This is a genomic window from Oleiphilus sp. HI0125 (assembly GCF_001635355.1).
Map to the genome: position 1 here is coordinate 40,196 of NZ_LWGF01000330.1, position 15,488 is coordinate 55,683.

15 protein-coding genes are annotated in these 15,488 nt (G+C 44.5%); 14 read left to right on the forward strand and 1 reads right to left on the reverse strand.

Annotated features, from left to right (window positions below):
• Positions 1-128: 128 nt before the first annotated feature.
• The 14 genes from pyrH (at position 129) to A3762_RS04690 (ending at position 14,554) form a co-directional block, all read left to right on the forward strand.
• A complete protein-coding gene (gene pyrH / locus A3762_RS04625; protein ID WP_068478421.1) occupies positions 129-881 on the forward strand; it encodes a UMP kinase in 753 nt (250 codons plus the stop codon).
• 30 nt (positions 882-911) lie between these two features.
• A complete protein-coding gene (gene frr / locus A3762_RS04630; protein ID WP_068478419.1) occupies positions 912-1,469 on the forward strand; it encodes a ribosome recycling factor in 558 nt (185 codons plus the stop codon).
• A gap of 60 nt (positions 1,470-1,529) precedes the next feature.
• On the forward strand, positions 1,530-2,345 hold the full coding sequence (locus A3762_RS04635) for an isoprenyl transferase (protein ID WP_082868941.1): 816 nt from the start codon (positions 1,530-1,532) through the stop codon (positions 2,343-2,345).
• 30 nt (positions 2,346-2,375) lie between these two features.
• Positions 2,376-3,215, forward strand: coding sequence for a phosphatidate cytidylyltransferase (locus A3762_RS04640; protein WP_068754295.1), 840 nt, complete (start codon positions 2,376-2,378; stop codon positions 3,213-3,215).
• Positions 3,212-4,405 carry a 1-deoxy-D-xylulose-5-phosphate reductoisomerase gene (gene ispC / locus A3762_RS04645; protein WP_068754297.1) on the forward strand — a complete coding sequence of 398 codons (1,194 nt, stop codon included), beginning with the start codon at positions 3,212-3,214 and terminating at the stop codon, positions 4,403-4,405. Before A3762_RS04640 ends, ispC begins: the two co-directional genes overlap by 4 nt.
• Before the next feature lie 8 nt (positions 4,406-4,413).
• The gene (gene rseP / locus A3762_RS04650; protein ID WP_068754299.1) at positions 4,414-5,766 is read left to right on the forward strand and encodes an RIP metalloprotease RseP; all 1,353 of its coding nucleotides are present in this window, start codon (positions 4,414-4,416) and stop codon (positions 5,764-5,766) included.
• Between the two features lie 36 nt (positions 5,767-5,802).
• Positions 5,803-8,121, forward strand: coding sequence for an outer membrane protein assembly factor BamA (gene bamA, locus A3762_RS04655; protein ID WP_068754301.1), 2,319 nt, complete (start codon positions 5,803-5,805; stop codon positions 8,119-8,121).
• Between the two features lie 21 nt (positions 8,122-8,142).
• Positions 8,143-8,649: an OmpH family outer membrane protein gene (locus tag A3762_RS04660; RefSeq protein ID WP_068754303.1), complete on the forward strand. Its 507-nt coding sequence runs from the start codon at positions 8,143-8,145 to the stop codon at positions 8,647-8,649.
• Between the two features lie 17 nt (positions 8,650-8,666).
• On the forward strand, positions 8,667-9,704 hold the full coding sequence (lpxD, locus tag A3762_RS04665) for a UDP-3-O-(3-hydroxymyristoyl)glucosamine N-acyltransferase (RefSeq protein WP_068754305.1): 1,038 nt from the start codon (positions 8,667-8,669) through the stop codon (positions 9,702-9,704).
• A gap of 37 nt (positions 9,705-9,741) precedes the next feature.
• Complete coding sequence (gene fabZ / locus A3762_RS04670) at positions 9,742-10,176, forward strand: 3-hydroxyacyl-ACP dehydratase FabZ (RefSeq protein WP_068754319.1); 435 nt, start codon at positions 9,742-9,744, stop codon at positions 10,174-10,176.
• Positions 10,176-10,949, forward strand: coding sequence for an acyl-ACP--UDP-N-acetylglucosamine O-acyltransferase (gene lpxA / locus A3762_RS04675; RefSeq protein WP_068754307.1), 774 nt, complete (start codon positions 10,176-10,178; stop codon positions 10,947-10,949). Before fabZ ends, lpxA begins: the two co-directional genes overlap by 1 nt.
• 4 nt (positions 10,950-10,953) lie before the next feature.
• Positions 10,954-12,108 carry a lipid-A-disaccharide synthase gene (gene lpxB, locus A3762_RS04680; RefSeq protein WP_068754309.1) on the forward strand — a complete coding sequence of 385 codons (1,155 nt, stop codon included), beginning with the start codon at positions 10,954-10,956 and terminating at the stop codon, positions 12,106-12,108.
• Positions 12,108-12,734 (forward strand): ribonuclease HII, encoded by a 627-nt coding sequence (gene rnhB, locus A3762_RS04685; RefSeq protein ID WP_068754311.1) that lies wholly within the window; start codon positions 12,108-12,110, stop codon positions 12,732-12,734. The genes lpxB and rnhB overlap by 1 nt, the downstream gene beginning before the upstream one ends.
• 167 nt (positions 12,735-12,901) lie before the next feature.
• Positions 12,902-14,554: an immunoglobulin domain-containing protein gene (locus A3762_RS04690; RefSeq protein WP_068754313.1), complete on the forward strand. Its 1,653-nt coding sequence runs from the start codon at positions 12,902-12,904 to the stop codon at positions 14,552-14,554.
• A 15-nt stretch (positions 14,555-14,569) separates the two neighbouring features.
• Here the strand turns inward: A3762_RS04690 and A3762_RS04695 are convergent, their stop codons facing one another.
• Positions 14,570-15,154 carry a hypothetical protein gene (locus A3762_RS04695; protein ID WP_156493233.1) on the reverse strand — a complete coding sequence of 195 codons (585 nt, stop codon included), beginning with the start codon at positions 15,152-15,154 and terminating at the stop codon, positions 14,570-14,572.
• Positions 15,155-15,488 lie beyond the last annotated feature (334 nt).

The window sequence follows — 15,488 nt, forward strand, 5'->3', positions numbered from 1 at the left end:
AAACTCTGCTTCTTGCTACAATTCGCGCCGGTGCCGTACCTTAAGCTTTAAGGTGCGGCATTGTTTTATATGGCGTCAGAAAAACTAAGGTGACGCTACGCTCAAATACGCTTTTCAGGACACGACATATGCCAACAAACTTGCAGCCAAAATATAAGCGAGTGCTACTTAAATTAAGTGGCGAAGCCCTCATGGGTGATGAGAACTTCGGTATCGACCCAAAGGTACTGGATCGTATGGCGCTGGAAGTTGGTCAACTAATCGGTATTGGCGTGCAGGTAGGTATGGTAATCGGCGGCGGTAACTTGTTCCGAGGTGCTGCGTTAAGCGCTGCGGGCATGGATCGTGTAACGGGTGATCATATGGGAATGCTTGCAACTGTAATGAACGCACTTGCAATGCGCGATGCTTTAGAGCGGTCTAATATTTCCACGCGTGTTATGTCTGCAATACCAATGAGTGGTGTTGTCGAGCACTATGATCGTAGGACCGCGATGCGTTGGTTGAAAGACGGCGATGTTGTTATTTTTAGTGCAGGTACAGGTAATCCATTTTTTACGACAGATTCTGCGGCTTGCTTGCGCGGAATAGAGGTAGAGTCTGATGTTGTTTTAAAGGCCACAAAAGTTGACGGCGTGTATGATGCCGATCCTATGAAAGTCAAAAAAGCGAAGAAGTTTGATCGCCTTACTTACGATGAGGTTCTCGACCGTAAGCTTGGTGTGATGGATTTGACTGCCATTTGCTTGTGTCGCGACCATGAAATGCCTGTACGTGTTTTTAATATGAATAAACCAGGAGCGTTAACTTCTATTATGGTTGGCGAACCTGAGGGTACTTTGATTGAGCCGGCCCAAGCTCCAGTATCTGAACAAGAATAGTTAACTAGTAGATTTTAAGAGGAATTCGCAGTGATTGAAGATATTAAGCAAGATGCTGAAGACAGAATGAAAAAAAGCTTGGAAGCACTTTCTGTTGCGTTTGCAAAAATTCGAACTGGTCGTGCGCACCCAAGTATTTTAGATGGCGTCATGGTCTCTTACTATGGCGCAGATACGCCACTTAAGCAGGTTGCGAATATTAGTGTTGAAGATGGTCGTACACTTGCTATTTCGGCTTGGGAAAAGCCCTTGGTTCCCGCGATTGAAAAAGCGATTATGGCTGCGAATCTAGGTTTGAATCCTTCAACATCTGGCGATTTAGTGCGTGTACCGATGCCTGCGCTAACTGAAGAAACACGCCGCGATATGGTTAAGCTTGCTAAATCAGACGCCGAGAGTGCTCGAGTCTCTATTCGTAACGCGCGTCGCGATGGTAATTCGATGCTTAAAGATTTGGTCAAGGAAAAAGAGATTACTGAAGACGACCAAAAGCGTGGCGAAGATCAAATGCAAAAGCTAACGGATAAGTACGTAGCTGATGTTGAGAAAATGCTACAAGATAAAGAATCTGATTTGATGGAAGTTTAAGCTTCCCAATAGATAACTAAGGGCTGCTTTATGCGGCCCTATTAGTGTTTAAAGATAATAATGAGTTCAAAGATACCTTATTGCGCAGATTCTAAACCAAAGCATATTGCGATCATTATGGATGGCAATAATCGTTGGGCAAAAGCGCGAAAGCAAATTGGCGTTTCCGGTCATAAGGCTGGGGTAGAGGCCGTGCGCTCAGTAGTAGGTGCTTGTGCTAAAGAAGGGATAGAAGTTCTTACCTTGTTTGCATTTAGTAGTGAGAACTGGCGTCGCCCAGCAATTGAAGTTGGTGCGCTAATGAAGCTGTTTTTGTTTGCGCTACAGCGCGAGGTTAAGAAGCTTCACAAGAATAATATTCGTTTAAGAATTATTGGTGATCGCTCCAAGTTTAGCGAATCGCTTCAAAAGCATATGGAAAGTGCTGAGTCGTTAACTGCTGACAATACTGGGATGACCTTGGTGGTTGCCGCAAACTATGGTGGTCAATGGGATATTGCGAATACGGTTCGTCATCTCGCCCAAGACGTTGCTAACGGAGCGCTAAATCCATCCGATATTACTGAGGATTTAATCCAGAAAAATTTAAGTATTGGTGATTTGCCAATGCCAGATTTGATGATTCGTACCGCTGGTGAATATCGTATTAGTAACTTTATGCTTTGGCAGCTTGCTTATGCGGAATATTATTTCTCAGATCTTTATTGGCCTGACTTTAGAGAAGCTGAAATACTAGAGGCAATAAAAGCTTATTCACTGCGAAAACGACGTTTCGGACAGACTGACGAACAAGTGTCCGGAGAGCTTGCTGATGCGCCGTCAGCTGAAGATCTAAATAATGTTAATTGGCCAGAAGATGAAGAACTTAGCCGTTAAGAGCTAAGCGTAAATACAAGGGGTTTTGGTTTGCTTAAGCATCGAATAATTACTGCATTGATCTTGGCGCCGCTTGCATTGGCGGGTGTGTTTGGTACGGACGTACAGGGTTTTTACTGGTTTGTGGGTGGTATTGTTGCTGTGGCCGCGTGGGAATGGGCACGTATTGCTGGTTATGAAGCTCAATCACTGCGTGTTGCGTATGCTGTTTATATTGCTATTTGGCTGATATTTGCGCGTTATTTGCCTGCAACCCCAATTTTATACGCCGGATTATTGTGGTGGCTTGTCGCGATCGTTTTGGTGCTTCGCTACCCAGATACAGGTCGATTTTGGAAGCAACGCTCAGTTAAGTTGTTTATTGGTCTATTTGTCCTTATTCCGTTCTGGAAAACGATGCTCGCCCTCCGCGAAGCAGAGATGAGTATTGGTCTAGATATTGAAGTACATATCATTCTGCTCTACGCATTATTGCTCACATGGGCTGCGGATACCGGCGCGTACTTTGCCGGGAGAGCGTTTGGCAAGGCAAAGCTAGCGCCTGCAGTTTCTCCTGGTAAAAGCTGGGCGGGAGCATGGGGCGGATTGGCTTGTACGGTTTTATTGGCGTTAGCGTCTTCAGCGTATCTTGGTTTAAGTGCGTCAATGACAATTCAGCTTGTCATTATTACTTTGTTGGTCGCAATTATTTCGATTTTCGGTGATTTGACCGAGAGCATGTTCAAGCGTGAGGCGTGTATTAAAGACAGTAGTAATCTTTTACCTGGGCATGGTGGTGTGCTTGATCGTATCGATAGCCTTTCAGCTAGTATTCCAGTACTAACTGCACTTCTTTATAGCTTTGCTTGGATCTCTTGGGGTGGTCAGTGAGTTCTGAAGCTGTCTGTGTATTAGGTGCGACAGGTTCTATTGGTTTAAGTACGTTAGATGTTTGCGCGCAGCACCCTGAGAAGTTTTCAATATTTGCTCTAAGCGCACATTCTGATTGGCGGGCGCTACTAAAGCTGTGTTTGGTTCACAAGCCCAAGTATGCCGTTATTTCATCTGAGCAGGTGCGTGCTGATGCGGTTGAGGCGTTTAAAAATGCGAGTACCGACACGGAACTTTTGTTTGGGGCGGACGCGTTAACATTTATCGCTAGCCATAATGAAGTAGATATTGTTATGGCTGCAATCGTTGGTGCGGCTGGTTTATCTTCGAGTTTTGCTGCGGCCCAGTCAGGAAAAAAACTTCTTTTAGCGAATAAAGAGTCTCTCGTGTTGGCGGGATCGCTGCTCATGAATGCAGTGCGTGAGTCCAATGGTGTCCTGTTGCCTATCGATAGCGAGCATAACGCGATTTTTCAGTGCTTACCGCACAACTACGCGTGTGGGAATAAGCCTGGTTCGGAAGTAACCCAAATATTATTGACCGCTTCCGGTGGTCCGTTCCGTTCTTTCAATCGGCATCAGCTTGAGTTGGTAACGCCAGAGCAAGCGTGCACTCATCCCAATTGGTCAATGGGTAGAAAAATATCAGTCGATTCAGCAAGCCTTATGAACAAAGGTTTAGAGTTGATTGAAGCTTGTTGGTTGTTTGATGTTTCAAATGCCGATATTGAGGTTGTTGTGCATCCTCAAAGCATTGTTCACTCTATGGTTCGTTATGGAGATGGTTCTGTATTGGCGCAAATGGGAGAGCCGGATATGCGTACGCCTATCTCGTATGGTTTGAGTTGGCCTCATAGAATTGAGTGCGGTGTTAAGCCTTTAGACTTAACTGAAATTGCAACGCTGCATTTTGAAAAGCCAAATAGCGATTTGTTCCCATGTTTGAATCTGGCTCGCGAAGCGTTTGACGCCGGTGGATATGCCTCTGCTTATTTAAATGCTGCGAACGAAGTCGCAGTTGATGCATTTCTTAAAGGTAAGGTCAGGTTTGTCGATATTCCTGATATTATCGCCAATGCAATGAGTCGTGCACCAAAGACTGAGGTCGGTACGATTACTGATATTTTCTCAGCAGATAAAGATGCTCGTTCTCTTGCTGAATCTTTCATCGAAACACAAGCGTTAGTTTAACAGTTGCCATGGAATTCTTAGAGTCAGTCATTTCGTTAATTATTACCCTCGGTATTTTGGTGACCGTCCATGAGTACGGTCATTTTTGGGTGGCAAGACGATGTGGTGTTAAGGTCCTACGATTTTCCGTAGGTTTTGGTAAGCCGATTTTTAGTTGGCATGACAAGTTAGGAACAGAGTATGTAGTTGCCGCGATCCCGTTAGGCGGATACGTTCGCATGCTTGATGAACGAGAAGGTCATGTACCAAGTGAGCTCAAAGCTCAGGCTTTTTCTTCAAAACCTGTTTCGCAACGTATAGCAATTGCGTTCGCTGGCCCGTTAGCAAACTTTATATTTGCGGTATTAGCTTACTGGTTAATGTTTGTATTGGGCTTTAGCGCAATACAGCCAAAGGTTGGTGCTGTCATCGATGGAAGTCCAGCTTACGAAGCTCAAGTTCCTGTTGGTTCTATTATTACTCAAATTGACGATGAGCCCGTTCATGGTTGGCGTGATCTCGTTATGGGTTTGGTGAATTATATTGGTGATACGGACACAGTATCGTTAACTGCTCAGGTTGATGGCGTCAGTAAGCAGTTTGATGTTGAGCTAGACAAGTGGGTAGCTGGCGAGAAAGAACCTGACTTATTACGTAGTTTCGGTTTAGAACCCTTTAAGCCAAGAATTGAGCCTGTACTGGACACTATTATAGAAGGCGGCGCGGCCGATCAGTCTGGAATGTTATCGGGTGATATTGTCCGGGTTGCTGACGGAGTCGAAATTGATGATTGGTATCAATTTGTAGAGATTGTTCAGAACAGTGCTGGTCAGCAGTTGATTGTTGAAGTTGAGCGATCTCAATCTCCGGGTTTAGTGGCGCTTAAAGTTGTGCCTGAAGGTGTCGAATCACAAGGACGCCTTGTAGGAAAGATAGGTGTCGGTGTCGAGCCTTATAAATACCCAGAAGAGTTGATTGTTCAAGTAAGTTATAGCCCGCTTGATTCAGTTGGCGCAGCTGCATCACAGACTTGGTCAGATATTGCGATGACTTTTGGTGCTGTGAAAAAAATGGTCGTTGGCTTAGTTTCGCTGGATAACTTAAGTGGCCCTATTACGATTGCGCGCGTCGCAAATCAGTCTATTAGTACTGGTCTAGAAGAGTTCTTGAGGTTCCTGGCGCTTTTGAGCGTTAGCCTTGGTGTTCTGAATTTGTTGCCGATTCCAATGTTGGATGGCGGCCATATTCTGTTTTATTTAGTTGAGGCTGTGCGTCGTAAGCCGCTTTCCGAAAAGAGTCAGTTGATGGCGCTAAAACTCGGCATGTCTTTTGTGTTTATGTTAATGGCAGTCGCTTTTTATAACGATATTATGCGTCTTTAATGCTGCCTCTTCGGTAGTTTTGTGTGTGAGTAATGAATGAATAGTATTTCTTGGTACCCCGCCTTTTTTGCGTTAGCGATAGGGATGGTGCTTGCTTTCTCTGTAAATGCGAAAAGCTTTCAAGTCGAAGATATTCAAGTTGAAGGGTTGCAGCGTGTTTCGGCTGGTACGGTATTCTCGAGTTTTCCAATAGCCGTTGGGGAAGAAGTTGATACGATGAAGTTGTCTGAGGCGAGTAGATCGCTATTTCAGACGGGCTTGTTTACAGATATAAAATTGCTTGTAGATGATCGAGATCTGATTGTTTCTCTCGTTGAGCGTCCTTCTATAGCTAAGATTGAAATTGAGGGTAACAAAGATATTGCAGCCGAGGACTTGTTGGAAGGCTTGAAGCAAGCTGGGATGTCCGAGGGTCAGGTTTTTAAGCGCGTCACCTTGGAACGTTTGGAACTCGAAATCCTGCGTTCTTACGTCACTCAAGGGCGCTATAGTGCTTCAGTTGACGCAGAAGTCGAGGTTCTTGAGCAGAATCGCGTTAATATCAATATCAATATTGAAGAAGGTGAAGTGTCTTCGATTCTTCATATCAACATCGTTGGTAATGATGCTTTCTCTGATGAGTCTCTTATCGATTTGATGGAACTCAAAACACCTACCTTTTGGTCGTTCGTAACGAGTGATGACAAATATAGTCGTGAAAAATTGAGTGGTGATATCGAACGGATTCGTTCGTATTATCTTGATAGTGGCTATATCAAATTCACGATCGACTCTACGCAAGTGTCTATTTCGCAGGACAGCAAGGACGTCTTTATTACTATTAACGTCACTGAAGGTCCGTTATTTACGGTGCGAGACTTTCAGCTCAAGGGCGAGCTAATTTTAGAAAAAGAAGAACTAGAAAAGCTCGTACTCGTCAAAGAGGGGGATACATTCTCACGTCAGAAATTAACGCTCTCTGCAGACAATATTTCTCGCGCACTCGGTGGCGAGGGATATACCTATGCGAGTGTTAATCCAATTCCTGAGCCTCATGACGATAATAGCGCGAGCATTGTTTTTTATGTTGACCCAGGAAAGCGAAACTACGTTCGTCGAATTAATTTCCGCGGAAATACAACCACTAAAGATGAGGTTCTCCGTCAAGAAATGGTTCAAATTGAGGGTGCTTCGGCATCGACTGATCTAATTGAAGCATCTAAGACAAAACTTTCTCGTCTAGGATATTTCGCTAACGTCACGGTCGATACGCCTGCGGTTCCAGGTGTAAATGATCAGATTGACGTAAATTACTCTGTCGAAGAACAAAGCTCCGGCAATCTTTCTGCTAGCTTAGGCTTTAGCCAGGGTAGTGGTATCACTTTGGGTTTAAGTGTCTCTGAAAATAACTTCTTTGGTACCGGTAAGCGCGTTTCCTTCGGTGTAAATACTAGTGAGTCTGTCAAATCCGCTAATTTTAGTTATTTGAATCCTTATTACACGGTGGATGGGGTTAGTCGAGGGTTTAGTATCTTCGCAAGAGAGACTGATTTTGATGAATCGAATCGTTCTGATTATGTTCTTGATAGCACTGGGGCGTCAGTAACTTTCGGTTATCCAATAGACCCGGTATCTCGTTTAAGCTTTGGAGTGGGGTACAACCATACGAGCTTATCTGTTGGAGATTTACCCGCCTTAGAAATTGATCGCTTCATTCAAAAGTATGGCGATTCATTCAACAATTATGAGCTTGATGGTGGTTGGTCGCGTAGTACATTGAATCGAGGCATGTTCCCAACCGCTGGTTGGCGCCAAGGTTTAAGCGCTTCGATTACTGTGCCGGGAAGCGATCTTTCATTTTACAAGGTTCGCTATAACTCTAATTTTTACGTTCCGCTAAGCAGTCAACACGACTTTGTTTTCCGTATGCGGAACGAGCTTGCTTATGGCGGGGCGTATGGTGACACAGATCAAATGCCATTTTATGAGCATTATTATGCCGGTGGTATCAACTCGGTAAGAGGGTATGAAAACAACTCTCTTGGTCCCAAGACAACTGAGCAGTTCCAGTTTGCGACAGCTGATCCATTTGGCGGTGATTTGCTAGTTGAAAATAGTTTTGAACTAATATTTCCATTGCCTTTTATCAAAGATCAAAGCTCCATGAGAATGGCATACTTTGTTGATACGGGTAATGTATTTGATACCGCGCGAGATTATGACTTTGCGTTTGAAGAAATTAGATGGTCAACTGGCTTAGCTTTGCAGTGGAATACATTTATCGGTCCACTTGGATTTAGCTTTGGCAAGGCCATGAATGCGACGCCTGAAGACGAAAAGCAGTTTTTCCAGTTTTCTCTTGGACAACCATTTTAATAAAAACGAGGATTTTATCTCATGAAATTAGTTAGATCAGTTAGTGCTGTGGTAATGCTTGCGATGCTTAGTTTCTCAGTTGCAGCTGAGACTCGCCTTGGTTTGATCGATATGCGAGCAGCTTTATTTTCGTCAAAGGCGGCACAAAGCTTCTCGGATAAAATGGTCGCTGAGTTTAAGGAACAAGACCTTGAGGTCCGCGCTGTAAGTGAGGCTGCGCGCAAACTTGAACTGCGTTTGCAAAACGATGCGGCAATTATGAGTGATAGCGAACGAGCAAAACTTTCCGCGGATTTAGAGGAAAAAGCGCAAGAGTTTCGTTACTTGAAAACGAAGCTTGATAAGGCTTTGGCTGAGAAGCGTCAGGAATTTTTAGAACTGTCACGCCCGAATTTGGATAAGGTGATTGCAGACTTGGTTGCTCAGGAAAAGCTGGATGTCATTATGCCAAGAGAAGCGGCTTTGTATGCCGATCCAAAACTTGATTACACACAAAAAATCATCGATATGCTTGATGCATTAAAATAGAGTTCTGACGATTATATATGCTTCAAAAGACTTTTACTCTTATCCAGCTTGCTGAAAAAGTTGGTGGCTCTGTTCAAGGTGACGAGTCATTAGCCATTAATGGCTTAGCGACTATTCAGGATGCGGATCAGGCTAAGCTGAGCTTCATTGCAAATCCTGCCTATGTAAAGCATTTGGCGACGACCTCAGCAGGCGCTGTCATTTTATCGCCTAAACTCGCAGAAGGTTTCGAGGGAAATGCTCTCGTTCATGAGAATCCATACCTCGCATACGCCAAACTAAGTGTCGAGTGGGATTCCGTCGCTAATTTTACGCCCGACATTTCTGATCGCTCCGTTATTGCGGAATCAGCGAGTATTGGGAGTAATGTATATATTGGACATGGCGTTGTCATCGCAGATGATGTCGTGATCGGTGATGGCGTATATGTCGGTGATAACGTGTCAATCGGTGCGAATTCTGAGCTTGGTTCCAATTCTCGTCTCTATAGTAACGTTGTTGTTTATCATGGGGTGACGATTGGAGAGCGTTGCACTGTTCAAGCAGGGGCGGTGATAGGATCTGAAGGCTTTGGATTTGCGCCGACAGGTATTGGTTGGCAACGTATTAGTCAGTTGGGTGGCGTAGTTATCGGCGATGATGTTGAAATTGGTGCGAATACTACGATCGATCGTGGCGCGCTCGATAATACTGTTATTAGCAATGGCGTTATTTTAGATAACCAAATACAGATTGCTCACAATGTTGTGATTGGCGAAAACACCGCGATTGCAGCATGTTCCGCTGTCGCAGGGTCAACAACGATAGGTAAAAATTGTGTCGTCGGCGGCGCAAGTGGTATTGCTGGGCATTTGACGATTACTGATGGTGTGCATATTACTGCAATGACCATGGTCATAAAGAGCTTGACCGAACCTGGCGCATATTCCTCCGGCACAGGTGTTCAGAGTAACAAAGATTGGAAGCGCAGCATTGCACGACTGCGACGCTTAGATAGTACAGAGTCTCGTTTGAAGGCTGTTGAAAAACGACTAGACTCGATCAATCCAGAATAAGGGAATTAATATGACGGCGGAAAATACTGTGCGCACGATGGATATCGGTGAAATTCATGAATATCTACCCCATCGACCGCCCTTTTTATTTGTTGATCGAGTTACCTCTGTTGTTGGTGGTGAGCGAATTACAGGATATAAAAATGTATCTATTAACGAAGGGTTCTTTCAGGGGCATTTTCCTAGGATGCCAATTCTGCCGGGAGTATACATTTTAGAGGCGCTTGCTCAGATATCTGGCATTTTGGGTTTTGTGACAACAGATAAAAAGCCTAATGAGAATTTAGTGCATTACTTTGCGGGCGTTAATAAAGTTCGTTTTAAACGTCCTGTAGTGCCTGGAGATCAGTTAGTGCTTGAGTCAGACATATTGTCGGCTAAGCACAATATTTGGAAGTTTGACTGCCGCGCTCTTGTAGATGGCGAGGTGGTTTGTGTTGCGGAAATTATGACCGCTGAGAGAGAACGTTAATGACAATTCATTCTACTGCGATCATCGATCCTAGCGCCAAAATCGGCGCGAATGTTTCGATCGGTGCCTACTCGGTAATCGGCCCGGATGTAGAAATTGGAGACAACTGCGATATTCGTTCGCATGCTGTAATTAATGGCCCGACGGTAATCGGGTCAGGAAATAAAATTTACCAATTCGCGAGCGTTGGGGAAGAGTGCCAAGACAAGAAGTTTGCGGGTGAAAAAACCCGTCTGGTAATGGGTAGCGACAACATTGTTCGTGAAGGCTGCACCATTCATCGTGGAACGATTCAGGATGAAGGGGTGACTACCATTGGTAACGGCAATTTGTTTATGGCTTACGTGCATGTAGCACACGATTGTCGTATCGGCAGTCACTGCATATTTGCAAATACTGCAACCATGGCGGGTCACGTTCATGTTGATGATCACGTAATACTTGGTGGTGGCACCATGGTTCATCAATTTTGTAAGGTGGGGGCGCATGCTATGAGTGCTGGCGGCAGTATTGTGTTGCGCGATATTCCCGCCTTTGTGATGGCAAGTGGCCAATCTGCTTCGGCTCATGGGCTTAATTCTGAAGGTTTAAAACGTAGAGGCTTTTCTCCAGAATCACTTAAGTTACTTAAATCCGCATATCGCACACTGTACCGCAATGGTCTTCGTTTGACTGATGCTTTAGACGAGTTGAAGCGGCTTGAGGACATTGACGGCGTAATCGCGACATTCATCGAAAGTATCGAACGATCTGATCGCGGATTGATGCGTTAACTTTATGTCGAATGACCCAGCAAATAAGCCCCTTCACGTCGGTATTGTGGTCGGTGAAGCTTCAGGGGATATATTGGGCTCTGGTTTAGTTAAAGAGCTTAAGGCGCACGATCCAAATATTCGTTTTACGGGAATTGGTGGTCCTTTGATGCAAAAAGAGGGCTTTGAATCCCTTTACCCGATGGAGAGCCTATCTGTAATGGGCTTGTTTGAGGTTCTCGGGCGTATTTTTGAGTTATTCGGGATAAGGCGCGGGCTCAAAAAGCATTTTCTAGCGAATCGGCCAGATGTCTTTATTGGAATCGATGCGCCTGACTTCAACATCGGTTTAGAGTTGCAGTTACGGCAAGCTGGAATCAAGACCGCGCATTATGTCAGTCCGTCGGTATGGGCATGGCGTCAGAAGCGTGTTGTTAAGATTGCCCGCGCGGTTGATTTGATGTTGACCCTATTTCCGTTTGAAGCAAAGTTTTATAAATCGCACAATGTTTCTGTTCGGTTTGTCGGACACCCTCTCGCCGATTTGATACCCCTTAAGCCTAATAGAGAAGCAGCACGAAAGGCTTTAAGTCTCCAAAATATGGACTCCATGGTAGCCATATTGCCGGGAAGTCGTTCGGGCGAGGTAAGCCGTATCGCTCGCTCCTTCTTTGAAGCTGCAGAATTAATCAGAAAAGAGAATCCATCGACAACGTTTGTTGTTCCTTGTGTTAATCAAGATCGTTTCGACCAAGTTGAAGAGATATTAAAAGAATTCCCGGATCTCAACGTTTCGTTAGTACTTGGGCGTTCACGCGAGGTGATGGCAGCTTCCAATTTGGTGTTGCTAGCATCTGGAACTGCTACGCTTGAGTGTATGTTGATGAAACGGCCAATGGTTGTATCGTATCGTTTGAACGAGCTTACGTACTGGGTGATGCAGAGGTTAATTAAGACGCCATTTGTCGCTTTGCCAAACTTATTAGCGAATAAGCTACTAGTGCCAGAGTTGTTACAAGACGACGCAACGGCGGTTAATATATCTAAGGCTGCTTTAGAGCGCCTTTCTGATGAGGGTCAGAACGAAGTCGCTGCTACTTTCACTTCTCTACATGAAAGCCTGCAACGTAACGCTAGTTCCGAAGCTGCTCAAGCTGTTTTGGATTTGGTTCGCCGTTAATGGAATGCTTCTTCCGTGATGATTTTCAGTACGCTAAGGGCTATTCTGGGCAGTTATTAGCTGGAGTTGATGAGGTTGGCCGAGGGCCGCTTGTTGGTTCTGTGGTTGCTGCAGCCGTAATTCTTGATCCTGACCAAGAAATTGAAGGTTTAGCAGACTCTAAAAAACTGTCTGAAAAAAAACGCACGAAACTTGCTGACGAAATTAAGAGTAAAGCGCTTGCGTGGTCTATCGCTGAAGCAAGCCCAGCGGAGATCGATGAGCTAAACATTTTCCATGCCTCCATGTTAGCGATGGAGCGTGCGGTTAACTCTCTTAGCGTTCGTCCCGAGCATGTGCTTGTCGATGGAAATCGTGTTCCAAAGGGTCTCAATTGCTCAGCAAGTCCTTTAATAAAGGGGGATGCATTGGCGAAGTGTATTAGCGCCGCTTCTATTCTCGCCAAGGTATGGCGCGACGCTGATATGGTTCGTCTGGATGCTTACTATCCTGAGTATGGATTCGCGAAGCATAAAGGCTATCCCACAAAGGCGCATTTTCTTGCGCTTGATCAACATGGTGTTTGTCCAGAGCATCGAAAGTCTTTTGCTCCCGTTGCAAAGTTGTTGCACAAAACTACTAGTTAGCAGGTTCTGCGTGACTTAGCACTTATATTGGATTTGCAGTAATTCACAAAACGAAAATTGGTCAAAAATATGACGCAAAGCTAGTATTATATGCGATGTAATTCCGTCTAAATTCCTGAGGTACGACTACGCTTTTCTCACTGATACGAATTTTGGTGAGAATTAAGATGGTTTACCAAGCGACTCAAAACTTATTGAAAACCTCTATCCTAGCAAGCGTTTTAGGGCTCGCGGCATGCGGGGGTGGCGGTTCCGGCTCTGATGACGCTAGTGCGGCGCCTGTTGCAACCGCTGCATTGTCAGGTGAGGTGTCTGTAAGTGGTCGCGCAGTCAAAGGTGTCATCAAGCAGGGTTTGGTGACGGCATATCGTATTCAAACGAATGGCCAAAAGAATGTCGCCTCTTCAGTAGTTGGGAGTCCGGTGCGCACAGATTCTGAAGGCTATTACTCAATTAATCTTCCTCGCAGTGTTGTAGGTGAGCAGATTGTTTTTGAGGTGACGGCTGATGAGCAAACGCGAATGACTTGTGAGGCGACGAGCGGTTGTAGCGAAAACGGTGTGTACGATTTCGGCGAAGATTTTACGCCAGGTGCTGACTTAGTATTGTCAAGCGTTAGCCCTGTTCTCGAGTCTGTTTCCGATAACAGTGTTCATGTTACGCCTTTTACCCACATGGTGCGCGTAAAAGCAGAGTATTCTGATAGTGGTCTAACCATCGCCGCCACTCAAGCCGCACAGAATGAAATAGAGGGCCTGTTCGATCTTGAGCAAGGTGTTTTATTACGGGAGCCTATAGATATTACAGAAGTAGACGAAAGGTCGTCTGCAAGCGCGGAGCGGGTTAAATTATCTTCTATTAGTGCGGGTATGCATGAGCTAGCTAATGGCGGGGCATATGATGGTGTGACTGACGTACTTGAAGAGATCGAAATGAATCTGAAGGCAAGCGGCAGTTTAGTGTTGTTTGATCAAGAAGACTCAAGCACTGTAGCTGTTGATGAGTTGGTTTACGCTGCGCAAGGCGTTATTTCAGATGTAACTAGCTTGCACTTAGGTCAAGATGAGTCGAATTATGATCAGTTAGTAACTGAGCTTGTTCAGGTGCAGAATAGTGCGATGGATCAAGGGGCTTTGGTTCAGCGAGTCCAGATTATGGCTCAGCCTGTTGGTGTGGTAACTGAAGCCGGTGAACGGGTATCGTTGACGGCAAATATTATTGGTGGTTCGCCAATTTCTTATCAGTGGTTTAAAGATGGTGAGTTGATTGAAGGTGCAACAACTTCTGCATTAGTGTTGAGTTCAGTGAGTATCAATGATTCAGGAGGTTACTCTCTACGCGTATCTAATCCATCAAGTGTCGTTACAAGCGCAACTGCGGAAGTTGTTGTCCAAGTACTAAGCGCTGACGATGAAAATGTTAGTCAGCCTGACGATTTAAGTGATTCAACGGATGATCAATATGTTGCTGACAACCAGAATAGTGGTGATTCTTCGGACGACGCTAATTCCAATGATGGTCAGCAGTCTAATGGCGGTTCAAATGATACTTCTTCACGCAGCATTTCTCTGTCTTGGGATATTCCGGTTGAACGCGAAGATGGTAGTGATCTTGAACTGTATGAAATTAATGGCTATGTCATTAAGTATGGAAGCAGTGCCGGAGATATGACCAGTACGATTAACATTAGTGGTGGTAACGTAACGCAATACACGCTAGATAATTTGAATAGTGGTACCTATTATTTCGCGATTGCGACGGTTGACGCTGATGATGTTCAAGGAGAATTTTCGTCTACCATATCTGCTGGGGTTAATTAGACCGTGTGCATCAGATTAGTTTTTAAATTCTCTTCTAAGTAAGTTTTCTATCGGTTTTTGAGCCCATTTATATTTTGTGTGTAAGTGGGCATGAAAGCGAAACTCAGCCACAAACTGATTACACAGAAATAGACTTTCGCGCTGGCTAGCTTTCAGTGAGTTTAATGTTGGTGTCGGCAGTATCCCAAAGTCTGACCTTCCAAGTTTTACGAACTTAACGACAGCTTCAGTGTTTGGTACTAAATTTATTGATGCAAACAGTGGTTCAAAGTAAGTTTTGTATAGTTTTACTCCATGAATTCCGGCGGCTGTTTTCTCTTTAAGTTTGTTCTCGCTCACTTCGCATAATTGATGTCTTTTGTTTGTAGTAAATACAGTGAACTCAAGGGTGCTGATTGGTGGTTCAAGTTTAATGATGTCGTGCGTGTATTTTATAGCGCTTGGTGTTCTGACTAATTCTAAGCCTATTGAGCTTGAAAGAAGTTCTTGAAAAGAGCGTCTATTGGGAAGGTTTTGTAGCTCGAATGCCAGTTCGGTTCTTGTAAGTGCTCGTCTTAACCTAAAGCTTGTAACGGGAAGATTTTGCTCGATGGTTGGCAAAATATTTACCTTGATCACCTCGGGCTGTGCGTAGACCGTCGAGCTACTAATGAATATCGATAGAGTAATAGCAAAGTGTTTTATTTTTAGTATTAGCATCAAATTGTCTGATGTTCAGAAAGCTTTTATCAATACTTATAGTATTTTTATAAAACTCTGCAGGGTTTGCTGGGATGATTTTTGTGTTTTGATAGGCTTTTCGGTTCGACTGGANCTAGGTAAAGCCGGCAGGGTTTACCACGGATTCGTTGTATGCATAAATTGCAGGCATAAAAAAAGACGTACAGTTTTCACTGACGTCTTCTAGAAATATGTCTTATGAAATTGGCTCCCC